The sequence below is a fragment of the Bacillus yapensis genome (assembly GCF_005280205.1).
GTDB classification, from domain to species: domain Bacteria; phylum Bacillota; class Bacilli; order Bacillales; family Cytobacillaceae; genus Robertmurraya; species Robertmurraya yapensis.
On the sequence record NZ_SUND01000010.1, the window covers coordinates 78,840 to 104,844 of the forward strand.

Below are 26,005 nucleotides of genomic sequence, written 5' to 3' on the forward strand. Positions count from 1 at the left end.
AGAGGAGGGAAAAGCGATGAAGACCCCTGTATCTGTCAACGAGAAAAAAGATTTTATTCGCTGGTTCCTTAATCATTACCAATTGAAAAGACGGGAATGCGTATGGATTTTAAATTATTTGATGAGCCACGATCAGCTGATGGAGAAAGTGCATTTTGTAGAACAAGCACAATATTGTCCTCGTGGACTTGTCATGTCAACCCATTGTGTTGATGAGGTGCCATTTCGATTCTACAAAGAAAATGTAATGACAACCGATGCTGAAAAATCATTTCATGACATTCGTTTGAATAGAGATGAGGAGATTTATATCCAACTTAATTTTCACGCATCGAATAAAGCTCATCAATATGCTGCTGTACTAGAAGAAAATCCATTCATGCCAAAGAGTCTTCAAATTAGCGAAAAGGACCGGCTCATTGCAGAGAAATTTCTTTCATCAAGTCTGAAAAATTTCCAGAGAGAGAAATTGCTTCGTCTAATTGATGAGGCTTTAGACAATCAAGACAAAGCCACTTTTGAGAAATTAGCGAAGGAATTGAGTCAACTTCAAAAAGATTAAATACTTTTCAAAGCTTGCTAAATGCAGGCTTTTTATTTTGCCTACTGTATACAAAATTTCGTTTGGTAAGGGTGTATTTGTAGTGATATGATTAAAAAGAATTTTATAAGGTGGAGTGATGTTATGAAGTGGGTCGCAAACGATATTGATATGTATTTAGGGGCAAAGGAATATGTAGATACGGTAGTACTACCTTTATTTCCGATTTCGTTTGGAGATGATATAAAGCAAACTACCTCGATGACAGAATTTATTTCTTTATTATCGATACAGCTTGAACGTCAATTCAAAGGGCGAATTCTCATGCTGCCAGGCTATACATATTTAAAAAACAATTCTGATGACGTACTAGTAGATGATATTAAACGTTGGGAAGCTGAATTTCAAAATCAAAAATTTAATCATGTATTCTATTTGACATCTGACAGTGACTGGAGATCTAGAGAAGAAAGCTTTGACGGAACACTAATTTGGCTACCTTCTTTACCCCTTGAAAGCATGGATGAAAAGTATCGTAATTCAATATTAGAGGACCAAGTTCAACAATTAATTCATTTATTCGTGAAAAAGTGGCAAAATAATGACTAATTGAGATTTTGGTCACACAGTTGGTAACCTTTAGTAATTTATTATATTGACCTTAAGTATAGATTGATATATCATGGTTATGTCCTAGTTTTATATTGTGTTGAATTATGTCCGTTGGACTACGATTTCATAATAGAGGGGGGAAAGGTATGAGCAAACAACGTGTAACAAGACGTCAATTCCTAAACTATACACTAACTGGTGTAGGTGGATTTATGGCTGCTGGAATGCTAATGCCAATGGTCCGTTTTGCAGTTGACCCTGTTTTACAGCACAATGCGGCTGGCGATTTCGTTGTGACTGATAAGAAAATCTCTGATCTTACAAACGAACCAGTTCGCGTAGACTTTACTTTTGATCAAAAAGATGCTTGGTATACTTCTGAAGTAACGAATACTGCATGGGTATACAAGGATGAAAATGGTGAAGTTATTGCATTATCTCCTATCTGTAAACATTTAGGTTGTACAGTTGACTGGAATAAAGATAAGGCAAACCCAGAACATTTCTATTGTCCATGTCATGGTGGTCTTTACACTAAAGATGGTACAAACGTACCAGGTACACCACCAGCGGCACCGCTTGATGTGTACCCATACAAAGAAGTGGATGGTTACTTAGCATTAGGTAAAGCAGAACCGCGAAAGGAGGCGTAATCATTGTTAAACAAAATTTATGATTGGGTAGATGAGCGTTTAGACATTACGCCTTTGTGGCGCGACATTGCTGACCATGAGGTACCTGAACACGTAAACCCTGCGCATCATTTTTCAGCATTTGTTTACTGTTTCGGTGGTCTTACGTTCTTTGTAACTGTTATTCAAATTTTATCCGGTATGTTCTTAACAATGTACTATGTTCCGGATATTAAAAATGCATGGGAATCTATTTATTATTTACAAAATGAAGTTGCTTTCGGGCAAATCGTACGCGGAATGCACCACTGGGGTGCGAGTTTAGTTATTGTAATGATGTTCTTACATACTTTACGTGTTTTCTTCCAAGGGGCATATAAGAAACCACGTGAACTTAACTGGATTGTTGGGGTTTTAATTTTCTTTGTCATGCTTGCACTTGGATTGACAGGATATTTATTACCTTGGGATATGAAAGCGTTATTCGCGACTAAAGTTACGATAACGATTATTGAATCAGTACCGTTTATCGGTGAATATTTGAAAATCCTCCTTGCTGGACATTCTGACATTGTAGGTGCTCAAACAATCACTCGATTCTTTGCGATTCATGTATTCTTCTTACCGGCTGCATTGTTTGCATTGATGGCTGCCCACTTCATGATGATTCGTAAACAGGGTATTTCAGGTCCATTGTAAAATCAAACTCAAACTCAAGATTTGTGAATTCTTAAAAGGAGGGGAATTGCCCAATGCATCGTGGAAAAGGTATGAAGTTTGTTGGCGACTCACGTGTCCCAGCTTCAGGACGTAAACCAAATATTCCGAAAGATTATTCGGAATACCCTGGTAAAACAGAAGCTTTTTGGCCGAACTTTCTTTTAAAGGAATGGCTAATTGGAGCTGTTTTTCTTGTAGGGTTTTTATGTTTAACTGCTGCTCATCCATCTCCGCTTGAAAAAATTGCGGATCCTAGTGATACAGCTTATATTCCATTACCTGACTGGTATTTCTTATTCTTATATCAATTATTGAAATATTCTTATGCATCAGGTCCATATAATATCATTGGGGCTCTTGTAATTCCTGGACTTGCGTTTGGTGCCTTATTATTGGCTCCATTTATTGATAGAGGACCAGAGCGCCGTCCATCCAAGCGTCCATTAGCAACAGGATTTATGCTTCTTGCTTTAGCAGGAATCACTTTTCTAACATGGGAATCAGTTGCCCATCACGATTGGGAAGCTGCTAAGGAACAAGGTAAGATTGTTGCTGAAGCAGAAATTGATAAGGAATCTGATGGTTATAAAATATTTGAAACAAATGGCTGTACGAGCTGTCACGGAGGAGATCTCCAAGGTGGAGCAGGTTCACCGGCTCTTGTGGATAATGGTTTAACACCAGAAGAAATCTCTGACATTGCTAAGAACGGTAGAGGCGCAATGCCTGCTGGTATGTTCAAAGGCACAGATGAAGAGCTAAAGGTATTAGCAGATTTCATTTCAAGTATTAAGAGTGAATAATGATAAAAGCTGACGAGTAATCGTCGGCTTTTTTTATACGAGCCAAAGAGTGATATGTGTTAATCTTAGAGAAGTTATGTGAATGACAATTAAGAGGTGAAGATGTTGAAATGGATTTACTCAATTTTAGGTAATCGCTCGGTACTATACCTGCTACTATTGGTCAATTTCTTTGGTACAGCCTACGGATATTACTGGTATAAATATCAGTTAGCCGATACGCCGACGAAATTTTTGGCTTTTGTACCGGATAGCCCAACTGCGAGTCTTTTTTTCTTATTTGTATTAGTAGCGTTTTTGATTGGGAAGAATTGGCCGTTATTTGAAGCGCTTGCCATAGTTACCCTCGTGAAGTATGGAATCTGGGCAGTCGTCATGAATCTATTGGTGTTCATCGTTTCAGGTGAACTAGACGGCATTGGGTTAATGCTGATGGTATCTCATGGGGCAATGGCTGTACAGGGTGTGCTCTATTCACCTTTTTATCGATTTAAGCTTTGGCATTTAGTCGTAACTGCAATTTGGACCTTACATAATGATGTGATTGATTACGTATTTTTCATGCTTCCAAGGTATCATATGCTCGATGCTTATATCCCTCAAATAGGGTATTTTACATTTTGGTTAAGCATGGCATCCATTGGAGTGGCGTATTATTTTGTCTTGCGGAAAAATAGGTTTTCACTTTCGATAAGATAATCTTACTACAATTAGCCTAGAAACTAATATTAGAAGCTCATCTTTTTGGTCTAACCTTGTCCACCTTTTCATACGATTTAATAGTAATATGAGGGGGGACAAGAATGAAATTCAAAGTAGCACTATTTATAATCATCATACTAATTCTAGCACCAGTAACGATTCACGCTAATCATCATATATCCTCAATAGAGAAGCTTGATCAAATATCTGATGAAGCATTACGAATGGTTAAATCCTCGCGCTACGAGGATGCTAAGAAGCTGTTAGAGTATTTTTCGAATGAGTTTTTCACGTACACGATGGAAAACGACGTTTTCTCCATAGATGAAAAGCGAATCGTTACCATTGCTCAAAATGAGGCTATTGAAGCAATGGGAGACGGGAGTATGAATCATGATGAACGGATAAATAGGGTGACGAAGTTTCGGCTTGCAATAGATGCCATTACATCCTCGAACCAACCACTTTGGACTCAAATGGAGGACCCTATGATGACGGTGCTTGGTGGCATGAAGGAAGCTGCCTTACAGGGAGAAAATGAACAATTTCATGCTCATTTAAATTCCTTTCTATCTCTTTATGAAGTCATCTATCCGAGCATAAAAATAGATGCGCCCATTCAAAGGGTTCAAAACATCGATGCCCGAATCAATTTCATTGATGAATATCGCGCAAAGATACTGAGTGATGATAAAAGCAGGCAAGAAATAGAAGTTTTGGAGGCAGACTTGAAAGCTCTTTTTGATGATATGTCAGAGGATGAGGCAGACCCTTCACTTTGGTGGGTAATCATTACGACTGGAAGTATTATCATTGTTACATTATCCTATGTAGGCTGGAGAAAGTATAAAGGTGAAAAAGAACGGGAAAGAGCGAAAAAGAGAATGTAGGCTAAACCTAGCGAAAAATGATTAAACCGACAAGTACTCTTTAATTGACTCCTTAAATAACTATCCTTAGAATAAAAGTAACAACATGTAATTGGAGGAATGAATAATAAATGGGATTCATCATCTATTTTGCTCTGATTGTGCTCATACCAATATGGGCTCAAGTTAAAGTGAAAAGTGCATATACAAAATATTCACGAGTAGCTTCTTCTTCACATATGAGAGGTGCTGAGGTAGCTAGAAGAATTCTTGACAGTAATGGTTTATATAATGTAGAAGTTGTAGAAACAAGAGGACGCTTAACCGACCATTATGATCCACGTTCGAAAACGGTTCGCCTATCTTCGGAAAACTATCATGGACATTCTGTAGCGGCAGTAGCAATCGCAGCCCATGAGGTTGGCCATGCAATTCAAGACCAGCAGGATTATGCTGCATTGCGCATCCGCCATGCATTAGTTCCTGTAGCGAATATTGGTTCAAATTTTTCCTGGGTACTGATTATGATAGGGATATTTGCTCAATTGTCTGGAATGTTATTATTAGGGATAATTTTCATGGCTGCAGCAGTACTATTTCAGCTTGTTACACTCCCAGTGGAATTCAATGCTTCAAACCGCGCAATGGATCAAGTAGTCTCTCTTGGAATCATTCGTAATGAGGAAGAAAGAGAAACAAAGAAAGTCCTTAACGCAGCAGCATTAACCTATGTAGCGGCAGCAGCTGTAGCGGTATTAGAATTAGTTCGTTTAGTCTTAATTTATACGGGAATGCAAAGAGAAGATTAAAAAGACAGCCGCTGGCCATTGGCCATCGGCTGTCTTTTATCGTTCGCTGTTGTCGATTGTGAAAAGAGCCTTATCGTTCAATTGGTTTTTTATTTTCATCTAATGTAAAACCTTCCCCGAGCACGTCATGTACAACACTTACTGAAACAAAGGCGTGTGGATCAACAGACGTGACAAGGTTTTTTAAACGGACAATTTCATTTCTACCAACAACGCAGTAGAGCACATTTTTTTCTTGTTTCGTAAAAGAGCCGTGTCCCTTTAACGCTGTAACTCCTCGGTCCATTTCCTTCATGATTTTTTCAGAGATTTCATCGTTCATATCAGAAATAATCATTGCCCCTCTAGCCGAATAGGCTCCTTCTTGCATAAAATCGATTACCCGTGCGGCAACAAATACTGCAACGATCGTGTACATCGCTTCACGATAGTCGAGATATAAAATGAGTGATAGTGTGATTACGACTGCATCAAACATAAACATTGCTTTTCCCATACTATAGCCTAGATATTTTTGGGCTAGCTTAGCAATGATATCGACGCCTCCGGTCGTACCCCCAGCACGGAAAATGATCCCCAAACCAATCCCGATAAAAACACCTGCAAAAAGAGCAGCGAGTGCTAAATCGTCATTTAGCGGAATGTTAAATCGATAGCGTTGGAATATCCAAAGAAAGACGGAAACGCTGATTGTACCAATGAGTGTATACAAAAACACATTTCTCCCTAAGAGCTTCCACCCGATTATAAAGACGGGAATATTAAGGATAAGGTTGGTGTATGATGGATCTAGATCAAAGAGGAAATAGAGGAGTAGTGTGATCCCTGTAAATCCTCCCTCTGCAAGATTGTTTTGCATATTAAAATGAACGATTCCAAACGAAAATATAGCTGATCCAAGCAATATCAATAAAATACTTTTTATCTTAAGTCCAAAGAGCATTGATGATGGTCCTCTCTTTCTATTCCTTAACTCTCTAAAACGCTTTAATTATAAGGGAAGTAAATTCCGATGGCAAGAAATGCCTAGAGAAATAATATTTGTAATAACTCTATTTATTAACTAAAATTACTATATTGAGCTTTTTAAGAGAGGTGTAACTCATGGAAAAGGACAAGACAGTCAAGGAGCTTCAAGCAGAAGTTCATGCATATATTAGTCAATTTAAAGAAGGATACTTCAGTCCACTTGCCATGATGGCGAGATTGACGGAAGAATTAGGTGAATTGGCTCGGGAAGTAAACCATTATTATGGAGAAAAGCCCAAAAAGGCAACCGAGGATGAAAAAACGATTGAAGAAGAACTAGGAGATGTGCTTTTTGTCATCACTTGCTTGGCTAATTCTTTAGACATTGATTTAGAAGAAGCGCATAATCGAGTTATGAAAAAATTTAACACGAGAGACAAAGATCGTTGGACAAGGATTGAAGAGGAGTGATTGAAATGACACAGGTAAAAGTCATTATTGCAGGACCAAGAGGAAGAATGGGAAAAGAAGCAGTACAGCTAGTGCAGAGTACGGAAAACTATGAACTTGTAGCAGCAATCGATTATAAGCATGATGGAAAAGAATTACACGACATAGAAGGTTTTGAAACTATACATATTCCGGTTTACGGCGAAATTGAAAAATGTCTTGCGGAGATAAAGGCGGATGTTCTAATCGATCTAACGACTCCAGAAATGGGCATGCACCATACAAAAACAGCAATGCTACATGGAGTTCGTCCAGTAGTAGGAACAACGGGGTTTACACAAGAAAATTTACTAGAGCTTGAGAGACTTTGTCAGGAAAAAGAAATTGGTTGTATTATTGCTCCAAATTTCGCGATTGGGGCCGTTTTGATGATGAAATTTGCTCAATTAGCAGGCAAATATTTTAACGATGTGGAAATCATCGAGTTACACCATGATCAAAAGTTAGATGCTCCGTCTGGTACTGCAGTGAAAACTGCGCAAATGATTGCCGAAGTAAGAGAGCAGAAAAAGCAAGGACATCCGAATGAAAAAGAAACAATTGCTGGTGCTAGAGGAGCCGATTTCGATGGCATGCACATTCATTCTGTTCGTCTCCCTGGACTTATCGCTCATCAACAAGTAATGTTTGGTTCAGAAGGCCAAACGTTAACGATTCGCCACGATTCATATAATCGTGCTTCATTTATGTCAGGTGTGAAGCTAGCAGTTGATACTGTTATGAACATTGATTCGTTTGTATACGGATTAGAAAATATTATTGACTAAGGTTCTTTTAGTATTACTAAATACAAATGTTGCAACTAGATTTTTACAAATAGATAAAATCTGAAGTTGAATTGAGGGGATACCGATGAAAATCGCATTAATCGCTCACGACAAGAAAAAAGACGACATGGTTCGTTTTGCAACAGCTTATGAGGAAATCTTAAAAGAGCATGAGTTATATGGTACAGGAACAACCGGAACGAGAATTATGGAAGCAACAAGGTTAAAAGTGCACCGATTTCAATCAGGTCCACTTGGTGGAGATCAAGAAATTGGAGCAATGATTGCAAAAAATCAAATGGATATCGTGCTTTTCTTTCGCGATCCTTTAACAGCACAGCCGCATGAGCCAGATGTTTCCGCTTTAATTCGCTTATGTGATGTCTACTTAGTTCCGCTTGCAACAAATATGGGAACTGCAGAGGTTATCATAAAAGGATTAGAACGTGGAGATTTAGCATGGCGAGAAGTCATTGAAAAACGTAATGGAGAACAAAATGGAAATTAATCATTTAGATATTTTAGCATTTGGAGCCCATGCCGATGATGTGGAAATTGGCATGGGGGGCACAATTGCAAAATATGCAAGCCAAGGGAAAAGAATAGGGATATGCGACTTGACTCGAGCGGAGCTTTCTTCAAATGGGACTGTTGATACAAGATCAAAAGAAGCTAAAGCTGCTGCTGATATCATTGGAGTTCAAGTTCGGGAAAACTTACATCTCCCAGATCGTGGGTTATACATAACGGAAGATTCGATTAAGCAAGTAGCTGATGTTATTCGTAAATATCGACCTAAGATTATTTTTACACCGTATTCTGTCGACCGACATCCGGACCATGGAAACTGTACGAAAATAGTAGAAGAAGCCTTTTTTTCAGCGGGCATTCGAAAATTTGAAACGAATGAAGATTTTCCTCCATATCGTCCAAGTCAAATCTTTTACTATATGATTAACGGGTTTCATAAACCGGACTTTGTCGTTGAAATTTCAGAATATATGGATCAAAAAATTGCGTCCTTAAATGCCTATGAAAGTCAGTTTCTAAAAACAGATAATAGTTTTGATACACCATTGGTGAATGGATATATAGATTCTGTTAAGGCAAGGGAGAAGCTTTTTGGAAAAGAAGTTGGCGTCAAATACGCAGAAGGATTTAAGGTGAAAGCACCGATTATTCTTAATAAGGATTTACTAGGAGAATAAGAATGACGAAAAAATTAAGAATAGGCATTACTTGCTATCCAACTGTTGGCGGCTCTGGAGTTGTTGCGACTGAGCTTGGAAAATTGTTGGCCGAAAAAGGGCATGAGATTCATTTTATTTCATCAGGTCTGCCGTTTCGATTAAGAAAAATGTATCATAATATTTACTATCATCAGGTTGAAGTAAACCAGTATTCGGTCTTTCAATACCCTCCCTATGATATTGCATTAGCTAGTAAAATGGCTGAGGTTATTCAGCGAGAGAATCTCGATTTATTGCATGTTCATTATGCCATTCCTCATGCTGTATGTGCGATTTTGGCGAAGCAAATGAGTGGACGGGATGTAAAAATCGTTACAACGCTTCATGGTACGGATATTACTGTTTTAGGCTATGACTTAACATTGACCGATGCCATTCGATTTGGAATCGAGAAATCGGATACAGTTACTGCCGTATCCCATTCTCTTATTAATCAAACCTATGAATTAATCAACCCTGATAAAACGATTGTTCCAGTATACAATTTTATCGATGAAAGAGTATACAAACGCCAAGAAGCGACCCATTTGAAAGAGGAGTTTGGTATTAAGCCAAATGAGAAGGTGTTGATTCATGTCAGTAACTTCCGTGCAGTCAAAAGGGTTCCTGATGTCGTTAAGGCCTTTAACCAAGTTGCTCAGAAAATTGATGCGAAGCTCTTATTAATTGGAGATGGCCCTGAAATAACGGTAGTTTCAAAGCTTGTGGATCAGCTCAATTTACGTGACAAGGTACTTTTTTTAGGGAAGCAGGATAATCTTGAGGAACTGTATTCTATTAGTGACCTCATGCTTCTTCTATCTGAGAAAGAGAGCTTTGGTTTAGTAGCGTTAGAAGGGATGGCCTGCGGTGTGCCATGTATTGGAACGAATATCGGTGGGTTGCCTGAAGTTATTACCGATGGAGTAAATGGGTATATTTGTGAATTAGGGAACGTAGACGAAATCTCAAGGAAAGCATTAGATATCTTAACAGATGCTAAGCTTCATAAGCATTTTTCAGAGCAGTCTCTAAGTGTCGTAAACGAGAAGTTTAGAGGAGAAATCATTGTCGAGCAGTATGAAGCGCTCTATTATGAACTATTTAATAAAGGTGAATAACATGAAATATCCTTTCGAAAAGGCATTGCCCATTTTAGAAGAAATAGAGAAAGCTGGTTATGAGGCTTATTTTGTTGGTGGGTCGGTTCGAGATCTTCTTTTAAATCGAGAAATCGGCGATGTTGATATTGCCACTTCTGCCACACCTGAAGAAATTAAAGGGATTTTTTCTAAAACCGTAGATGTTGGAATTGCTCATGGAACTGTAGTCGTTCTCTATCAAGGAGAATCCTATGAAGTTACGACATTTAGAAGTGAATCGGAATACGATGATTTTAGAAGACCGAATGATGTGACGTTTATTCGTTCATTAGAGGAAGACTTAAGACGTAGAGACTTCACAATGAATGCGATGGCGATGAATAAAGACGGAGAAATCATTGACCCATTTGACGGACGTGCTGCTCTGCAAAACAAGGTGATCAAAACAGTTGGTGATGCCAGTGAAAGATTTCATGAAGATGCATTAAGGATGATGAGGGCTGTTCGTTTTGTGAGCCAGCTGTCCTTTGCGATTGATTCTGAGACTTTTCAAGCCTTAAAAGAACATGGGAAGTTGTTAAGCTTTATCGCAGTTGAAAGAATCACGACTGAATTTGAAAAGCTCCTTATGGGACAAGATTATCAACAAGCAATTCGGCTATTGATAGAAACGGGTATGTATCAGTATTTGCCTGGGTTAACTAGTTATAAGGAAGAGTTACATGCTTTTCAGCAGCTTCAACTCGATCGAAGCTTTACGATTGAAGAGCATTGGGTAATACTGCTCTACCATTTCAACCTTCCTCCAACTGAGGTTGAATCTTTTATGAGAGGCTGGAAACAGCCTGTTAAAAAAATTCGAAGTGTGCAAAAGGGACTTTCTTGTCTTTATAAGAGAATGAATAGCGGCTGGGGAATAGAAGAACTTTATCGAGCCCAAATTGAACTAGCTGTAAGTACGGAAAAGCTCTTCAATGTTCTCATGAAAAAAGATAAGGATTATGGAATAAAGCAATTAGAGGAACAATGGCAAGCTTTGCCGATAAAAGAGAGAAGTGAGTTAGCTGTTACCGGACAGGATTTAATGGCATGGTATGAGCAAAAGGGTGGACCTTGGATCGAAGAGCGCCTACGACAAATCGAAATTGCCGTAATTAAGAGAGAGATTCGAAATGGAAAAGAATCAATAAGGGAGTGGCTGTTCGAATGCAATCAACCTTAAGAAAAAAACTGCTTGATGCTTTTACTGAGCATAGAGGTGAATATTTGTCAGGTCAATATTTAGCGGACTTGATAGGCTGTTCACGGACAGCAGTATGGAAGCATATCGAGGACTTGCGTCATGAAGGCTTTGAACTAGAAGCGATTCGAAGAAAAGGATACCGGATTGTAAAAGCTCCCGACCTTGTCACTGCTAATGAAATTCGGTTAGGCTTAAAAACCTCGACCATCGGACAAGAAATCCATTACCATGAAACGGTAGACTCAACACAAAAAATAGCCCATCGTCTTGGGCTTGAAAATGTTCCAGAGGGTACCGTTGTCATAGCTGATGAGCAAGTCGGTGGAAGAGGCAGAATGAACCGTCCATGGCACTCTCCAAAGGGGACAGGTGTATGGATGAGTATTATTCTTCGTCCGAATATTCCTCTTCCAAAAGCTCCACAACTGACGCTGTTAACCGCTGTAGCTGTAGTGCAAGCAATTGGAGATTGTACGGGGCTAGAGCCGCATATTAAATGGCCAAATGACATTTTAATCAATGGAAAAAAAGTAACCGGAATTTTAACCGAATTACAAGCAGAAGCGGATCAAATCCATTCTGTTATTATTGGCATTGGAATCAATGTTAATCAACAAAAGGATGACTATCCTCCAGAGCTTCAATCGATAGCTACATCACTTGCGATTGAAAAAGATGAGTTCGTTAACCGAGCAGAGCTTGTTCAGGCAGTATTTGCACGTCTTGAAAAACTGTATACACTTTATTTAGAAAAAGGCTTTTTACCGATCAAGCTTCTATGGGAAAGCTATGCGATAAGCATCGGTAAAAAAATAACGGCACGGACCCTTTCTGGGAACCTAACCGGAAAGGCGCTTGGAATAACTGATGATGGCGTGCTTATGCTTGAAGATGAGAGCGGTACAATCCATCAAATTTATTCAGCTGATATTGAAATTGGATAGGAAAAGTCTTTAAGATTTGTTATAATCTTTTGTGCGGGCAGTATCATTTTTGAACTGCACCTGGAATCACAATTTTTTGAAATGAATAGTAGTCTGCCTAGATCCAAATGGACCGGGACAGAGGGATGAAACAATTATATGATGATGCAAAGGGATCCTTCTGTAGTTTTTTAGAAGATCCCTTTTTTATTTTGTTTATCTCCTCTTCCAACTAAAAGGAGGAATTGAAATGAAAAGCACTTCAGATTTTTTGAAAATGAAGAATGAAGGCGAAAAGATTGTCATGCTTACGGCATATGACTATCCTTCCGCAAAATTAGCAGAACAAGTTGATGTAGATATCATTCTTGTGGGAGATTCATTAGGAATGGTAGTACTTGGCTATGATTCCACCGTTCCTGTCACGATGGAGGACATGATCCATCATGGGAAAGCAGTTAGAAGAGGAGCTAAGAACACGAGCATTGTCGTTGACATGCCGTTTATGAGCTACCATTTATCCGTTAGGGACACGCTCCTTAATGGGGCGAGAATTATGCAGGAAACGGGTGCCAACGCTGTAAAAGTGGAAGGTGCTGATGAAGTTTTAGAGCATATAAAAGCGTTAACGAGAGCGGGAATTCCTGTTGTTGCTCATCTTGGACTTACTCCACAATCAGTTGGTGTCCTTGGGGGTTACAAAGTGCAAGGGAAGGATGCTGCGGCAGCTAGAAAGCTGATTGAAGACGCGAAGAAGTGTGAAGAAGCAGGTGCTTTTATGCTTGTCCTCGAATGTGTACCAAAGCAGCTAGCTCGCGAGATTTCTCATGCTTTAAAAATTCCTACTATTGGAATAGGAGCTGGCGTAGAAACAGACGGTCAAGTTCTTGTATACCATGATGTGTTGATGTATGGAGTAGACCGACTAGCGAAGTTTGTGAAGCCATTTGCGAATATGAATGTGGAAGTGCAAAAGGGACTAGCTGAATATGTCTCTGAAGTGAAAAAAGCGCAGTTTCCTACTGATGCCTATAGTTTCACGATGAAGGAAGAAGAACTACTTGGACTTTATGGGGGAAAATCATGAAGGTCATTACTTCAATAAAAGAAATGCAAGCTCTTGTAAAAGAGATAAAAAAAGATAAATCAATTGGATTTGTCCCAACAATGGGCTATCTCCATGAAGGTCATATCCAACTAATGCAAGAAGCGCGACTTGAAAATGACACTGTCGTTGTGAGTATATTTGTAAACCCGCTTCAATTTGGTCCAAATGATGACTATGATTCCTATCCTCGTGATTTTGAGCGGGATCAAAATATCTGCTCTTCAGAAGGAGTAGATATCATTTTCCATCCATCAGCTGAGGAAATGTATCCAAGTCCATTGTCGGTAAAAGCATTAGTGCAAAGAAGGACAAACGTCCTGTGTGGCGAATCAAGACCTGGGCACTTTGATGGGGTGGCAACCGTTTTAACAAAGCTATTCAACATCGTTCAACCAGAGAGAGTCTATCTGGGGATGAAGGATGCACAACAAGTTGCTGTTGTCGAAGGATTAATTTCAGACTTCAATTTTCCAATTAACTTAATTCCAGTTGGTACTGTTCGAGAAGAAGATGGCCTAGCGAAGAGTTCAAGAAATATCCGTTTGGCTCCAGAAGAACGAGAAGAGGCACCTGAATTATATCGGAGCTTACTTTTAGCAAAGGAATTACTTGAAGCTGGGGAACGAAGCAAAGAAGTTGTCATTGCGAAAATGAAAAAACATATTGAAGAGAAGACAACGGGTATTATCGATTACGTGGAGATTTATTCATTTCCAGAATTAGAAGAATACGAAAGGCTAGAGGGCAAAATAATCATTGCCTTAGCCGTGAAATTTGCCAATGCACGTCTTATTGATAATCTTGTTCTTACTGTGGAATAAACAGAGCTAGTTAGAGGGGGGGAAGTACATCATGTTTCGCACTATGATGAATGGAAAAATCCACCGTGCTCGTGTCACGGAGGCGAATTTAAATTACGTCGGTAGCATAACGATTGATACAGATATTTTAGATGCAGTAGGTATGGTTGCTAATGAGAAGGTTCAAATTGTGAACAATAACAATGGGGCAAGATTTGAAACGTATATTATCCCAGGTAAAAGAGGGAGCGGAGTCATTTGTGTCAATGGAGCCGCAGCCAGATTAGTTCAAGAGGGAGACGTTGTGATTATTATCTCTTACGCCCTCGTAGCAGAAGAAAAAATCGCCACACATCAACCAAAGGTCGCAATCATGGACCAAGACAACAATATCGTCGAAATGCTCCACGCCGAACCAGAAAGTACAATTTTATAAAATCCATAAGTAAATCATGCACCTACTCGGAAAAGTTCGAGTAGGTGTTTTTGTTGATATTCCATGTAGGTATGACGATTTATTAGGTGGAGAAATTCCGGTTATTGTATATAGTGAAAGCCTAAGGAACAGATATAAGCGGAGATATTCCGAGTAACAGCTCCAAATATGGCCAAAATCAATGATTTTGATAATATAGACGGAAAAACTCCCTTTATTTTAAGGGAAACATGGGGAGCTCCAAAAATAGACGGAAATTTACCGCTTATTTTTTGTCCCTCGGAAAGCGTTCGCCTGGAGTAGAAATCAACATTTTTAATATAGTTAGGAAAAAAGAGGCGGTTTGCTTCGTTTTTACGTTTAACCTCGTTTATGATAAAGTGAAGGTTAGAAATTATATAGAAGAACTCCTTCAAAGCAATTTGATGGACGCTTGAGGTGCATAAGAAGTGAGTAACAGATTTGTTGTTGTAGATTTAGAAACGACTGGGAACGCTCCGAAAAAAGGCGATAAGCTTATCCAATTTGCTGCCGTCGTTGTAGAGAATGGCGAAATCGTCGAGCAATTTTCCTCGCTAGTCAATCCGGGGAGAGAAATTCCCCTTTTTATAGAAGAATTAACTGGGCTATCTGACGAAATGGTTCGTGATGCACCGGCCTTTGAAGAAATTGCTCCAAAGGTACTTACCTTACTGGAAGATGCTTATTTCGTCGCCCACAATGTATTATTTGACTTATCCTTTCTCCAAGAAGAATTAGTCAATGCTGGCTACGAGGGCTTTCTAGGTCCAGTATTAGATACAGTCGAGATGTCTCGATTCTTATTTCCAACCTACGATAGCTACAAGCTTAATGAGCTAGCCATTCGTGAGGGCTTGAATCATGAGCGTCCCCATCAAGCAGATAGCGATGCTTACGTTACGGCTGAACTTTTAATTATTTTGCTTAAGCGCTTATGGAATTTGCCGCAAGTAACGCTTGAACAACTACATAAGCTATCAGGAGGGCTAAAAAGTGACGTTGCACTTCTCCTAGACGACATGTTATTAGAAAAGGAACGGACAATTGAAGAATTGCCTTATGGGTTAGAAAGGCATCGAGGCATTGTTTTGAAAGGTTTTGAAAATAAAAAGGAACAAACGAGCCCGTCTTCGATTCCATATCCTCAACAAGACGAAGAGAAGGAAGCAATGCTTCAAAAAGCTTTTCATGAGTATGAGAAAAGAAGCGGTCAATTTAAGATGATGGATTCGGTTTTTCATGCCTTTTCGGATCAAAAACACGCCTTAATAGAAGCTGGAACAGGGGTTGGTAAATCGATTGGGTATTTACTGCCGGCTGCTTTTTTTGGAAATGCAAGAAAAGAACCCATTGTGATAAGTACGCATACGACACAGCTTCAAGAACAACTGTTGAACAAGGATATTCCTTATTTAGAAAAAATGCTTCCGTTCGAAATTAATACGGTTCTTTTAAAAGGGAGAAGCCATTATATTAGCCTAGCGAAGTTCGAACAGACATTAAAGGAAGAGGATGACAATTACGATACATGCTTGACCAAAATGCAGGTTCTCATTTGGTTGTTAGAAACAGAAACTGGTGACAGGGATGAACTGAACCTTTCCAGTGGTGGTTTGATTTATTGGAACAAAATTAAAAATGATGATGCAGCGTATTTTCAACATAAATCATGGATGAACTATGATTTCTATTTACGTGCTCGAAAAGCTGCACAAACTGCTGATTTCATTATTACAAATCACTCCTTTTTGCTAACTGATTTAGTATCCGACCAGTCGATCCTTCCTCGTTACGACTATTGTGTTCTTGATGAGGGTCATCATTTTGAAAAAGCAGCTGGAAAGTATTTCGGGTCCTCATTAGATTATCTGGATATTCGAATTCTTTTAAGCCAGTTTGGTTTATACGAGCAAAAACAATATCATTACCAATTGGAGCAGCTGTTAAAGGAAAAAGCTTCAGAGCTAAAGCTAGAAAGTAAGCATTCCTTTGAGGTCAATCGCCTCTTCGGAGAACTCACATATGAAATGGATGAATTCTTTCGGACTGTAGCGCTTTTTGCGACGAAAAAAGTGAAGCATTCAAGTGCGATGAGCCGTATTACCTACCGTTTAAAAGAGGAAGAGAAATCTAAAGAATGGTCAGCACTTAAAGCATGTGGGGAACGATTTTATTTTATCATCAAAGATTTAATGGATTATTTAAAAGAGTGTTTGGATGCTTTTGCAAAGAATGCAATTGTTCTATCCAATGAACAAAAGCTTCTATTGCAGGAAGTATCAGCTTTTCAAAGTGATCTAGAAGGACTAAGGGAAAACCTTAAGAAGCTCATTCTAAAACCTTCGGAAGAAAATGTTGCTTGGATTGATGTGGACGTACGTGCTCCACAAAATTCAACAACGATATATGCACAGCCTGTTACGATAGCCGAACAATTAAAGCAGGAGTTTTTTTATAAAAAGAAAAGTGTTGTGATTACTTCGGCTACACTATCAGTCAAAAATTCCTTCGATTACATGTTGAGGGAGCTGGGGCTAAATGAGGAAAATTGTCATCTGGAGCAAATTGAATCACCGTTCCACTATAAAGAACAAGTACAGCTTGTCATTCCGAATGACTTACCAGAGATCAATTCTGTATCGGTCGATGAATATGTCGCCGCTATTTCGGAACATATTATTTCGATTGCAGAGGTAACAAAAGGGAGGATGCTGATTCTTTTTACGTCCTATGACATGCTAAGAAGGACGTATCATTTGATGAAGGAGAGCGGCTTGCTTGAAGATTATGTACTAATGGGCCAAGGAATAACAGGAGGAAGTCGAACACGGCTTACAAGAAATTTTCAGCGTTTTGATAAAGCGATTTTACTTGGAACGAGTAGTTTTTGGGAAGGTATTGATATCCCAGGTGAGGATCTGTCGTGCCTGATTATTGTTAGATTGCCATTTTCTCCACCGAATGAGCCATTAACAGAGGCGAAATGCAATTTGATTCAGCAAAGTGGCGGGAATCCATTTTCTGAATACTCATTGCCTGAAGCTATCATTCGTTTTAAGCAGGGATTTGGGCGCTTGATTCGGTCTACTCAGGATCGAGGATTTGTCGTTGTGTTCGATAAACGTCTTTATACAACTTCTTATGGAAAAGCTTTTCTACAGTCGATTCCTGAAGTCCCTGTAAAAAAGCTTGCTATTAATGAGACACTTGATTTGATTGAAAAGTGGATGTAAAAAGTGCCGCGCAGATTTCGCGCGGCAAAAGTGTGTGTGTGGACTAAAAGTTATTTTATTTTTGGAAATGGGTACTGATTTTTCACTGGAAACTGTTATAATGTTTCTAAGAAAAAGGCTTTGATATCAGCCGTTACTTGAGAATAGTTTTACCTGTAAAAGAACAACTATGAATTACAAATATTGTTGTAAAAGGTGAACACAAGGTCGAGTGGTTTATTTCAAAGGGATTTTTACGATATACAAAACATTGGAGTTTAAAATATGAAAAAATGGATTTGGATTGTAAGTATAGTTTTATTAATTTGTTTGGGAATAGGCATCAATATTTACATAAACGCTTTAGAACCATTAAATAGTGCAGAGAAAAAGGCTGAAGAGATTGCATTAAAAGAAACTGTGATCGAAACAGTTACCGACTTTTCTATTTATAATGGTTCACGCAGTTATTATGTTGTAAAGGGAACTAACAAGGCGGGAGATCCATTGATTGCCTGGATTCCTGAGAAACAAGATAAACATAAAATTATTGTTCGTAATGAAAAGTATGGAATTAGTAAAGAAGAAGCTATACAGAAGCTTCACGAAAACAAGAATCCTGACGAAATCATAACCGTCAAATTAGGGATTGAGAACAATATTCCGCTGTGGGAAATCTATTACCGTTCAAACGATGATCAAATCAATTATTACTACATTGATTTTAAAACCGGAGAATGGTTAAAAGATATACAAAACTTATGATGTGAAACTTGGGAGGAAAAGTAAAAATGGATATTCAGTTAGCCGCTAGAGTCAAATCATTAACACCATCGGCGACATTAGTCATTACTGCTAAAGCGAAGCAATTAAAAGCAGAGGGACACGATGTCATCGGTTTAGGAGCAGGGGAACCAGACTTTAATACACCACAGCATATTATCGATGCTGCTACTGTCTCAATGAACGAAGGGCAAACAAAGTATACAGCTTCAGCTGGGCTTGCTAAATTAATCGAAGAAATCGCGAAAAAATTCCAGGTTGACCAAGGCCTTGAGTATAAGCAAAATGAAATTCTTGTAACGAACGGTGCCAAACATGCTTTATATACCCTATTTCAAGTCATTCTTGATAAAGGGGACGAAGTCATTATCCCTGCTCCTTACTGGGTCAGCTATCCTGAACAGGTGAAATTAGCTGAGGGGACTCCAGTTTTTGTTGAGGGATTAGAATCTAATGAATTCAAAATGACTCCAGAACAGCTTTCTCAAGCGATCACAGATAAAACAAAAGCAGTGATTATCAATTCTCCGAGCAACCCAACTGGGATGATTTATACGGCAGAGGAATTACTTGCTCTAGGTGAAATTTGTTTAGTGAAAAATATCCTTATTATCTCGGATGAAATATATGAGAAGTTGATTTATGGAGATCATAAACATGTTTCTATCGCGCAGCTTTCTCCGCAATTAAAAGAGCAAACGATCATTATTAATGGGGTTTCCAAGTCGCATTCTATGACTGGATGGAGAATCGGTTACGCAGCTGGTAATTCAGTCATCATAAAAGCTATGACGAATCTTGCTAGCCACAGTACATCCAACCCAACGACAACTGCACAATATGGTGCTATCGCTGCTTACGAAGGTCCACAGGATGCTGTTCAAGAAATGAAGGAAGCTTTTGAGCATCGATTAAATGTGATTTACGATAAATTAGTTGCGATTCCAGGCATTTCTTGCATTAAGCCTCAAGGTGCTTTTTATCTTTACCCGAACGTAAAGGAAGCAGCGGTTTTAACTGGATTTAGCAGTGTTGATGATTTTGTTGCAGGACTATTAGAAGAGGCGATGGTAGCAGTTGTTCCAGGCTCTGGCTTCGGTACTCCAGATAATATTCGTTTATCCTATGCAACTTCCCTAGAGATTTTAGAAGAAGCTGTAGCAAGAATCCATCAATTTGTAGAAAATAAATTAAGTTAAATACTTTTGGCGGATCGACCGTAATGGGTCCATCCGCTTTTATGTTGATTGTCCTAATTTTGAAAGGTATAATAAAGTGATGCAAGAAAACGCATATTGACTTAATTTTTTCGTCCTATTGACGGACGCACGAACTTGATTACATACACAGCAAGTGTTTTAGTTTTTGGAGGGAAAATAACAGTGATCAAAACAACGATTTCACAAGTACACAAATACGTGGATCAAGAAGTAAAAATTGGTGCATGGATTGCCAATAAACGCTCAAGTGGAAAAATTGCATTTTTGCAATTACGTGACGGTACTGGATTTATCCAAGGCGTTGTCGTAAAGGAAGATGTAGCTGAGGAATTATTCCAAACTGCGAAGTCTATTACACAAGAATCATCCGTATACGTTACTGGAGTTGTCCAAAAAGACGAGCGCTCTCCATTAGGATACGAGCTTCTTGTAAAAGGAATTGAGGTTCTCCACCAATCGGTTGATTACCCAATTACACCAAAAGAGCACGGAACAGAATTTTTAATGGACCACCGTCATTTATGGTTACGTTCTCGCCGTCAGCATGCGGTAATGAAAATTAGAAATGAAATTATCCGTGCAACGTATGAATTTTTTAATGAACAAGGTTTCGCTAAGGTTGACCCGCCAATTTTAACAGGAAGTGCTCCTGAGGGAACAACTGAATTGTTTGCTACGAAATATTTTGATGAAGATGCGTTTCTTTCTCAAAGTGGTCAGTTGTACATGGAAGCATCTGCAATGGCACTTGGGAAAGTATTCTCTTTCGGACCAACGTTCCGTGCGGAAAAATCAAAAACACGTCGCCATTTAATTGAATTCTGGATGATCGAGCCGGAAATGGCATTTGTTGAGTTTGAAGAGAATCTAGAAGTACAAGAACAATATGTTTCTTATATCGTTCAATCTGTATTAAAAAATTGTACAATTGAATTGAAGACATTAGGAAGAGATACAAGCAAGCTTGAAAATATCAAAGCACCATTCCCACGCATTAGCTATGATGATGCTATTAAGTTCTTGAATGAAAAAGGCTTTGATGACATTAAGTGGGGAGATGACTTCGGCGCTCCGCATGAAACAGCTATCGCTGAACATTACGAAAAGCCTGTGTTCATCACAAAGTATCCAACAAGTCTTAAGCCTTTCTATATGCAGCCAGATGCTGAAAGAGAAGAAGTCGTTCTTTGTGCGGATCTTATTGCACCAGAAGGCTATGGAGAAATCATTGGTGGTTCAGAGCGTATTCATGACTACGATTTGTTGAAACAACGAATTGAAGAGCATAAGCTTCCGCTTGAGTCTTACCAATGGTACTTAGATTTACGCAAATATGGCTCAGTTCCTCATTCAGGATTTGGTCTTGGACTTGAGAGAACAGTGGCGTGGATTAGTGGAGTAGAACATGTTCGTGAATCAATTCCATTCCCACGTTTATTGAACCGTCTATATCCTTAATAAAATTCAGGAAAAAGTTCGCTATTTAGCGGACTTTTTCTTACTTCATTTGTTAGGAAATTATAGATTTCGCTTTTGTATTTAAGTACCTAATTTCTCCATGCACAAAAGCAAGTGACTTCATGATATAATTGACGGGAGGTGTCTCCATATGAATAAAAATATTATAAAATGGGTCCAAGAAGGAAATATCACAATTCCTCGGGCTTTGTTGACATATTATAAGCAATTAAACATCAATGAGGAAGAATTGGTGTTGCTTTTACACGTTTTTTCATTTCTTGAATCAGGAAATGACTTTCCGACTCCACCAGAAATATCCACAAGAATGACGATTTCTGTAAGTCAATGCTCTGAACTTCTGCGCAAGCTTATTCAAAAGGGGTTTATTACGATTGAAGATGGTCAATCTACTGATGGTATCCGCTTTGAAAAATATTCCATTGAACCGCTTTGGGAAAAGTTAGTACAAGCCTTTCTATTAGAGCAAAATCAGCAGCAAAAAGAACAGAATCAGCAAACCGAAATGAACTTGTATACGATCTTCGAACAAGAATTTGGAAGACCATTATCTCCATTCGAATGTGAAACGCTTGGTTTATGGATTGATGATGATAGACATGAGCCATTAATTATTAAGGCAGCCCTTAGAGAAGCAGTTATTTCAGGAAAATTAAACTTTCGTTATATTGATCGGATTTTATTTGAGTGGAAGAAAAACGGAATTAAAACGATTGAACAGGCGAAGAGCTACGGAAATAAGTTTAGACAGCATCAGTCTCAGCAGCCGAGAGCTAATAACGAGGAACAAACACCTCGGAAAGACGCAGTACCTTTCTATAATTGGTTAGAACAATAGAATGTTATAAAAATAAGTGAGTGAAGCTAATGTTAAATAAGACACAAATACGTTTTTGTTTAGATACAATTGGGGAAATGTATCCAGATGCTCATTGTGAGCTTGATCATTCCAATCCCTTTGAGTTAGTTATTGCTGTTGCATTGTCAGCTCAATGTACAGACGTTTTAGTCAATAAGGTGACCAAATCCTTATTCCAAAAATACAAAACTCCAGAAGACTATCTGAGTGTCCCAATAGAGGAATTACAAAATGATATTCGTTCGATTGGACTTTATCGTAATAAGGCAAAAAATATCCAAAAGCTCAGTCAATTGCTCTTAGACGAGTATAACGGGGAAGTACCAAGAGATCGTGACGAGTTAACAAATTTACCTGGGGTAGGGCGAAAGACAGCGAATGTAGTTGTTTCCGTTGCCTTCGGAGTGCCAGCTATTGCGGTTGATACCCATGTAGAACGAGTCAGTAAAAGACTAGGTATCTGCAGATGGAAGGACTCCGTTTTAGAAGTTGAAAAAACATTAATGAAAAAAGTTCCGGAGGATGAATGGTCCGTAACCCATCATCGTTTGATATTCTTTGGACGCTATCATTGTAAAGCACAAAATCCACAATGTGAACAATGTCCACTTTTGGATCTTTGTCGTGAAGGTCAGAAAAGGATGGCGAAAAAGAAATGAGTGAAAGTATCAAACCATGGGAATCTCCGGAAGAGAGCGTGTCCACTCTTTTAGAACAATGGTCTTCATTAAATGAGGAGCTTCATATTCTTTTTGAAAAAAGGGCACAAAAGGAAGCTAAGCCTGTCATGGAAAAAGGAATCAACCTGTTTATCGACTTTCTACACTGGTCCAATGAGAAACCTGTTGATTCAACTACAGAGATTGATTTTGCGGGATTCAAGACTAAGCCGGTTAATATAGGGGAAAGGCTTGATTTTATCATAGCAAGGCCGACTTTATTCCAATCCTATATGCAGTTAGCTGAGCTTTTCATTGAGCAAGAAAAAGGGTTTAAAAAGGCTTTAGCGATAAAGAAGCTAAAAAAATAGAAGCGTCTAAGCATTTAAGCTTAGACGCTTCTTTCGTTGTTAAGGCCGATTTCCACCGTTCCCATTTCCATTATTGTTCCCATTGTTCCAACCTGGCCAGCCAGCATTATTGCCGTCTCCTGTGCCGTCACCGCCTGATTGGTCACCGCCTTCACTGCCTTCTTCGCCATCTTCTCCATCAAAACCAGGAATGTCAGGGATACCGTCGCCATCTCCATCTTCCTGTCCATCGTCCATGAAGAATGGATCTGGAACTTGAATCGTGGTCGTTGCAGGATCACTCTTCAGCTCTTCACGAACAGCGATGACTTTAAAGGTGTAGTTTCCACCTTTTTCAGCCTTCATTCTAATTGTTTTTTCAGGGACAACGGTTAGAAGTTCTTCTGCGGCATTATCTCTTGCAGCATATACCTCAAATTGAATGCCTTCAGCGTTTTCAGCTGTATAATCCCATGTTAGGACAATTTCATTACTTAAGGCATCATAATTAGCTTTTAGGCCAACAGGCGCTTCAAGCTTTTTGTATTTCTCAGAAACCTCGGTAGGAGCATGCCCCTTAACCGCATATTCTGTACGCACCAAATCTTTGGGTGTGAATTCACTTGCTAATTTCGCAGGCATTGTACCTTTTTCGATGTTTACTTTTTCGACTGTATTTGGAACCTTGAAATCAGCAGTTTCTTTATCCTTAGAAACATGCTCCATAATATTTTTGAATAGCTTTTGTGCTATTTTTTGATCATCCCCAACGAGGAAGTTTTTGTTTTTATCGTCATATCCAGTCCATACGGCAGCTGTATAGTTGGTTGTATAGCCAACAAACCAAGCATCTGGTACTGCGCCTTTTGGAATATCGTATCGTTCTTTATCATCTGCTGAATAGTTTGTCGTTCCAGTTTTACCAGCTAGAGGGAGTCCTGAAACATTGGCTCTTGTACCAGTACCACTAGTAACAACATCTTTTAACATATCTGTAACCATAAACGCAGTAGAATCTTGCATAACAACTTTAGATTCTGGTTTCATATCGAGCTCTGTACCGTCTCTTAGTACAATTTTAATAACAGAGTAGGGATCTGTGTAAAATCCATTGTTACCAAAAGCACTATAAGCTCCGGCCATTTCAAGGGAAGAAACGCCTTTATCAGCACCACCGAAACCACCGATCGAATAGGATTCATGAATTTCTTTTAAAGGTATTCCTAGACTAATCGCAAATTCCTTCGCTTTATCCAAACCAACTGCCTGTAAAGTTTGAAGGGCAGGAATATTTCGGGAATCTGCTAGAGCTTCTCGAATGGTCATAATCCCTTTATGTTTATTATCCCAGTTATTGATTTTATCTCCGGTAGAATACGTATAAGGTTTATCCTCTAGCGTATAATAAGTACCCCATTTTAAATATTCAATAGCGGGACCGTAGTCAATAATCGGTTTAATTGTTGACCCTGGCTGTCTCTTCGCATCTGTTGCGTAGTTAAATCCAAAATCAACAGTTTGATTTCTTCCGCCACCAAGTGCACGAATTTGCCCAGTAGTTGTATCTAAGAGGGTGATTCCTGCTTTGAATTTGTCATCGGGATAAGCAATAATTTCATTACCATTAAGAATATCTTCCACATATTGTTGCGCATCTGGCTCAATCGTTGTGTAGATTTTTAATCCATCTGAAAATGGATCTAAATCAGGGTATTTTTTCTCGATTTCTTTGATGACATGACCAACAAATGCATCGTAAGGAATGTCTCCATTCTTTTGACGTTCCTCTTCTGGTACTAATGTAGAAGTAACGTCAACTGCCTTTGCTTCTTCCATCTCATCCTTTGAAATAAAACCGTGCTGATGCATTAATGAAAGTACGATATTGCGACGTTTTTCCGCTTTATCAGGATTCCTAAAAGGATTGTAATTGTATGGACTTTGTGGCAATCCTGCAAGCAATGCAGTTTCAGCTAAATTTAGTTCATCCAACTCTTTTCCATAAAATACTTTTGCAGCCGTGGCAATACCATGACCACCAGTATCCATCGTAACTTTATTGACATACATTTCAAAGATTTGTTGCTTTGTATACTTTCGCTCAAGCTGGAATGCAAGCCAAGCTTCTTGAGCTTTCCGCGAAAGGGTTTTTTCTGGTGATAAAAATGAATTCTTTACAACCTGTTGGGTAAGGGTACTTGCACCCTCTGAACCGAATCCACGGGTGAAATTGGCCACGACAGCGCCGCCTAAACGGATTAAATCGATGCCGTTGTGCTTATAAAAACGTACATCTTCGGTTGCTAAAATGGCTTCCTCAACCTGTTTTGGAATATCTTCATAATTTACATAATCTCGTTTTACAGAACCAATTTCCGTGAATACTTCACCATTGACGTCGTAAAGCTCTGAAGAAATCGGATCTTTTAATAATTTTTCATCAAGTTTTGGAGCGTCCTTGACCATAAAGGCAAAGGTGGCAGCACCTGCGAGTAGCCCTATAATCCCTAAGGCAACAAGGAATAAAAAGACACGTTTAATTGAGACTTTTCCTTTTTTCTTTTTTCCTTTTTGCTGATTTGCAAGCTTCTTGCGGCGCTCCTCCCTTGTTTGATATTTTTCTGCCATATATGTTCATCCTTCCTT

At 38.9% G+C, this 26,005-nt stretch carries 27 protein-coding genes; 25 read left to right on the forward strand and 2 right to left on the reverse strand.

Going from position 1 to position 26,005, the window contains the following annotated elements; all coding sequences use genetic code 11:
* Positions 1-16: 16 nt before the first annotated feature.
* The 8 genes from FAR12_RS13160 (at position 17) to FAR12_RS13195 (ending at position 5,688) form a co-directional block, all read left to right on the forward strand.
* Positions 17-562, forward strand: a complete 546-nt coding sequence (locus FAR12_RS13160; protein WP_126409119.1) for a ReoY family proteolytic degradation factor — start codon at positions 17-19, stop codon at positions 560-562.
* A 123-nt stretch (positions 563-685) separates the two neighbouring features.
* Entirely contained in the window at positions 686-1,150 is a 465-nt protein-coding gene (locus FAR12_RS13165) for a YpiF family protein (protein ID WP_126409120.1), read from the forward strand.
* 149 nt (positions 1,151-1,299) lie between these two features.
* Positions 1,300-1,806 carry a QcrA and Rieske domain-containing protein gene (locus FAR12_RS13170; RefSeq protein WP_126409121.1) on the forward strand — a complete coding sequence of 169 codons (507 nt, stop codon included), beginning with the start codon at positions 1,300-1,302 and terminating at the stop codon, positions 1,804-1,806.
* A gap of 3 nt (positions 1,807-1,809) precedes the next feature.
* A complete protein-coding gene (gene qcrB / locus FAR12_RS13175) occupies positions 1,810-2,484 on the forward strand; it encodes a menaquinol-cytochrome c reductase cytochrome b subunit (protein WP_126409122.1) in 675 nt (224 codons plus the stop codon).
* 53 nt (positions 2,485-2,537) lie between these two features.
* The gene (locus tag FAR12_RS13180; protein WP_126409123.1) at positions 2,538-3,308 is read left to right on the forward strand and encodes a menaquinol-cytochrome c reductase cytochrome b/c subunit; all 771 of its coding nucleotides are present in this window, start codon (positions 2,538-2,540) and stop codon (positions 3,306-3,308) included.
* Positions 3,309-3,413: 105 nt separating this feature from the next.
* Complete coding sequence (gene lhaT, locus FAR12_RS13185) at positions 3,414-4,007, forward strand: lipoprotein heptaprenylglyceryl N-acetyltransferase LhaT (protein WP_126409203.1); 594 nt, start codon at positions 3,414-3,416, stop codon at positions 4,005-4,007.
* Positions 4,008-4,111: 104 nt separating this feature from the next.
* Positions 4,112-4,900, forward strand: coding sequence for a sporulation protein YpjB (gene ypjB / locus FAR12_RS13190; RefSeq protein ID WP_126409124.1), 789 nt, complete (start codon positions 4,112-4,114; stop codon positions 4,898-4,900).
* A 110-nt stretch (positions 4,901-5,010) separates the two neighbouring features.
* Positions 5,011-5,688 carry a zinc metallopeptidase gene (locus tag FAR12_RS13195; RefSeq protein ID WP_126409125.1) on the forward strand — a complete coding sequence of 226 codons (678 nt, stop codon included), beginning with the start codon at positions 5,011-5,013 and terminating at the stop codon, positions 5,686-5,688.
* Between the two features lie 70 nt (positions 5,689-5,758).
* Here the strand turns inward: FAR12_RS13195 and FAR12_RS13200 are convergent, their stop codons facing one another.
* Positions 5,759-6,631 (reverse strand): YitT family protein, encoded by an 873-nt coding sequence (locus tag FAR12_RS13200; protein ID WP_126409126.1) that lies wholly within the window; start codon positions 6,629-6,631, stop codon positions 5,759-5,761.
* Positions 6,632-6,792: 161 nt separating this feature from the next.
* Between FAR12_RS13200 and FAR12_RS13205 the strand changes: the two genes are divergently transcribed.
* The 17 genes from FAR12_RS13205 (at position 6,793) to FAR12_RS13285 (ending at position 23,380) form a co-directional block, all read left to right on the forward strand.
* The gene (locus tag FAR12_RS13205) at positions 6,793-7,128 is read left to right on the forward strand and encodes a nucleotide pyrophosphohydrolase (protein WP_126409127.1); all 336 of its coding nucleotides are present in this window, start codon (positions 6,793-6,795) and stop codon (positions 7,126-7,128) included.
* A gap of 5 nt (positions 7,129-7,133) precedes the next feature.
* Complete coding sequence (gene dapB, locus FAR12_RS13210) at positions 7,134-7,934, forward strand: 4-hydroxy-tetrahydrodipicolinate reductase (protein WP_126409128.1); 801 nt, start codon at positions 7,134-7,136, stop codon at positions 7,932-7,934.
* 85 nt (positions 7,935-8,019) lie between these two features.
* Positions 8,020-8,442 carry a methylglyoxal synthase gene (locus FAR12_RS13215; RefSeq protein WP_126409129.1) on the forward strand — a complete coding sequence of 141 codons (423 nt, stop codon included), beginning with the start codon at positions 8,020-8,022 and terminating at the stop codon, positions 8,440-8,442.
* Positions 8,432-9,142, forward strand: a complete 711-nt coding sequence (gene bshB1, locus FAR12_RS13220) for a bacillithiol biosynthesis deacetylase BshB1 (RefSeq protein WP_126409130.1) — start codon at positions 8,432-8,434, stop codon at positions 9,140-9,142. Before FAR12_RS13215 ends, bshB1 begins: the two co-directional genes overlap by 11 nt.
* Positions 9,143-9,144: 2 nt before the next feature.
* Complete coding sequence (bshA, locus tag FAR12_RS13225) at positions 9,145-10,284, forward strand: N-acetyl-alpha-D-glucosaminyl L-malate synthase BshA (RefSeq protein WP_126409131.1); 1,140 nt, start codon at positions 9,145-9,147, stop codon at positions 10,282-10,284.
* Position 10,285: 1 nt separating this feature from the next.
* The gene (locus tag FAR12_RS13230; protein ID WP_126409132.1) at positions 10,286-11,488 is read left to right on the forward strand and encodes a CCA tRNA nucleotidyltransferase; all 1,203 of its coding nucleotides are present in this window, start codon (positions 10,286-10,288) and stop codon (positions 11,486-11,488) included.
* Positions 11,473-12,453 (forward strand): biotin--[acetyl-CoA-carboxylase] ligase, encoded by a 981-nt coding sequence (locus FAR12_RS13235; RefSeq protein ID WP_126409133.1) that lies wholly within the window; start codon positions 11,473-11,475, stop codon positions 12,451-12,453. The genes FAR12_RS13230 and FAR12_RS13235 overlap by 16 nt, the downstream gene beginning before the upstream one ends.
* A 229-nt stretch (positions 12,454-12,682) precedes the next feature.
* Positions 12,683-13,519 carry a 3-methyl-2-oxobutanoate hydroxymethyltransferase gene (gene panB, locus FAR12_RS13240; RefSeq protein ID WP_126409134.1) on the forward strand — a complete coding sequence of 279 codons (837 nt, stop codon included), beginning with the start codon at positions 12,683-12,685 and terminating at the stop codon, positions 13,517-13,519.
* Complete coding sequence (gene panC / locus FAR12_RS13245; RefSeq protein ID WP_126409135.1) at positions 13,516-14,361, forward strand: pantoate--beta-alanine ligase; 846 nt, start codon at positions 13,516-13,518, stop codon at positions 14,359-14,361. Before panB ends, panC begins: the two co-directional genes overlap by 4 nt.
* A gap of 31 nt (positions 14,362-14,392) precedes the next feature.
* Complete coding sequence (gene panD / locus FAR12_RS13250) at positions 14,393-14,776, forward strand: aspartate 1-decarboxylase (RefSeq protein WP_126409136.1); 384 nt, start codon at positions 14,393-14,395, stop codon at positions 14,774-14,776.
* Between the two features lie 449 nt (positions 14,777-15,225).
* Entirely contained in the window at positions 15,226-18,030 is a 2,805-nt protein-coding gene (gene dinG, locus FAR12_RS13255; RefSeq protein WP_126409137.1) for an ATP-dependent DNA helicase DinG, read from the forward strand.
* Positions 18,031-18,294: 264 nt separating this feature from the next.
* The gene (locus tag FAR12_RS13260; protein WP_126409138.1) at positions 18,295-18,774 is read left to right on the forward strand and encodes a cell wall elongation regulator TseB-like domain-containing protein; all 480 of its coding nucleotides are present in this window, start codon (positions 18,295-18,297) and stop codon (positions 18,772-18,774) included.
* Positions 18,775-18,800: 26 nt separating this feature from the next.
* Positions 18,801-19,991: a pyridoxal phosphate-dependent aminotransferase gene (locus FAR12_RS13265; protein WP_281275671.1), complete on the forward strand. Its 1,191-nt coding sequence runs from the start codon at positions 18,801-18,803 to the stop codon at positions 19,989-19,991.
* Positions 19,992-20,177: 186 nt separating this feature from the next.
* Complete coding sequence (gene asnS / locus FAR12_RS13270; protein ID WP_126409205.1) at positions 20,178-21,470, forward strand: asparagine--tRNA ligase; 1,293 nt, start codon at positions 20,178-20,180, stop codon at positions 21,468-21,470.
* 151 nt (positions 21,471-21,621) lie between these two features.
* A complete protein-coding gene (locus FAR12_RS13275; protein WP_126409139.1) occupies positions 21,622-22,329 on the forward strand; it encodes a DnaD domain-containing protein in 708 nt (235 codons plus the stop codon).
* 29 nt (positions 22,330-22,358) lie between these two features.
* The gene (nth, locus tag FAR12_RS13280) at positions 22,359-23,009 is read left to right on the forward strand and encodes an endonuclease III (RefSeq protein WP_126409140.1); all 651 of its coding nucleotides are present in this window, start codon (positions 22,359-22,361) and stop codon (positions 23,007-23,009) included.
* Positions 23,006-23,380 carry a YpoC family protein gene (locus FAR12_RS13285; protein WP_126409141.1) on the forward strand — a complete coding sequence of 125 codons (375 nt, stop codon included), beginning with the start codon at positions 23,006-23,008 and terminating at the stop codon, positions 23,378-23,380. The genes nth and FAR12_RS13285 overlap by 4 nt, the downstream gene beginning before the upstream one ends.
* A gap of 39 nt (positions 23,381-23,419) precedes the next feature.
* Here FAR12_RS13285 and FAR12_RS13290 read toward each other — a convergent pair whose 3' ends face one another.
* Positions 23,420-25,987 (reverse strand): transglycosylase domain-containing protein, encoded by a 2,568-nt coding sequence (locus tag FAR12_RS13290; RefSeq protein ID WP_126409142.1) that lies wholly within the window; start codon positions 25,985-25,987, stop codon positions 23,420-23,422.
* Between the last annotated feature and the right edge of the window lie 18 nt (positions 25,988-26,005).

What these genes read in the sequence shown, in the direction of transcription:
- panD (WP_126409136.1), top strand. Translation starts at nt 14,393, where the DNA reads ATGTTTCGCACTATGATGAATGGAAAAATCCACCGTGCTCGTGTCACG.
- FAR12_RS13215 (WP_126409129.1), top strand. Translation starts at nt 8,020, where the DNA reads ATGAAAATCGCATTAATCGCTCACGACAAGAAAAAAGACGACATGGTT.
- FAR12_RS13290 (WP_126409142.1), bottom strand. Translation starts at nt 25,987, where the DNA reads ATGGCAGAAAAATATCAAACAAGGGAGGAGCGCCGCAAGAAGCTTGCA.
- FAR12_RS13235 (WP_126409133.1), top strand. Translation starts at nt 11,473, where the DNA reads ATGCAATCAACCTTAAGAAAAAAACTGCTTGATGCTTTTACTGAGCAT.
- ypjB (WP_126409124.1), top strand. Translation starts at nt 4,112, where the DNA reads ATGAAATTCAAAGTAGCACTATTTATAATCATCATACTAATTCTAGCA.
- FAR12_RS13260 (WP_126409138.1), top strand. Translation starts at nt 18,295, where the DNA reads ATGAAAAAATGGATTTGGATTGTAAGTATAGTTTTATTAATTTGTTTG.
- FAR12_RS13200 (WP_126409126.1), bottom strand. Translation starts at nt 6,631, where the DNA reads ATGCTCTTTGGACTTAAGATAAAAAGTATTTTATTGATATTGCTTGGA.
- panB (WP_126409134.1), top strand. Translation starts at nt 12,683, where the DNA reads ATGAAAAGCACTTCAGATTTTTTGAAAATGAAGAATGAAGGCGAAAAG.
- nth (WP_126409140.1), top strand. Translation starts at nt 22,359, where the DNA reads ATGTTAAATAAGACACAAATACGTTTTTGTTTAGATACAATTGGGGAA.
- FAR12_RS13180 (WP_126409123.1), top strand. Translation starts at nt 2,538, where the DNA reads ATGCATCGTGGAAAAGGTATGAAGTTTGTTGGCGACTCACGTGTCCCA.
- FAR12_RS13170 (WP_126409121.1), top strand. Translation starts at nt 1,300, where the DNA reads ATGAGCAAACAACGTGTAACAAGACGTCAATTCCTAAACTATACACTA.
- FAR12_RS13195 (WP_126409125.1), top strand. Translation starts at nt 5,011, where the DNA reads ATGGGATTCATCATCTATTTTGCTCTGATTGTGCTCATACCAATATGG.
- panC (WP_126409135.1), top strand. Translation starts at nt 13,516, where the DNA reads ATGAAGGTCATTACTTCAATAAAAGAAATGCAAGCTCTTGTAAAAGAG.
- FAR12_RS13265 (WP_281275671.1), top strand. Translation starts at nt 18,801, where the DNA reads ATGGATATTCAGTTAGCCGCTAGAGTCAAATCATTAACACCATCGGCG.
- dapB (WP_126409128.1), top strand. Translation starts at nt 7,134, where the DNA reads ATGACACAGGTAAAAGTCATTATTGCAGGACCAAGAGGAAGAATGGGA.
- bshB1 (WP_126409130.1), top strand. Translation starts at nt 8,432, where the DNA reads ATGGAAATTAATCATTTAGATATTTTAGCATTTGGAGCCCATGCCGAT.
- FAR12_RS13275 (WP_126409139.1), top strand. Translation starts at nt 21,622, where the DNA reads ATGAATAAAAATATTATAAAATGGGTCCAAGAAGGAAATATCACAATT.
- bshA (WP_126409131.1), top strand. Translation starts at nt 9,145, where the DNA reads ATGACGAAAAAATTAAGAATAGGCATTACTTGCTATCCAACTGTTGGC.
- FAR12_RS13230 (WP_126409132.1), top strand. Translation starts at nt 10,286, where the DNA reads ATGAAATATCCTTTCGAAAAGGCATTGCCCATTTTAGAAGAAATAGAG.
- FAR12_RS13205 (WP_126409127.1), top strand. Translation starts at nt 6,793, where the DNA reads ATGGAAAAGGACAAGACAGTCAAGGAGCTTCAAGCAGAAGTTCATGCA.
- FAR12_RS13165 (WP_126409120.1), top strand. Translation starts at nt 686, where the DNA reads ATGAAGTGGGTCGCAAACGATATTGATATGTATTTAGGGGCAAAGGAA.
- FAR12_RS13285 (WP_126409141.1), top strand. Translation starts at nt 23,006, where the DNA reads ATGAGTGAAAGTATCAAACCATGGGAATCTCCGGAAGAGAGCGTGTCC.
- FAR12_RS13160 (WP_126409119.1), top strand. Translation starts at nt 17, where the DNA reads ATGAAGACCCCTGTATCTGTCAACGAGAAAAAAGATTTTATTCGCTGG.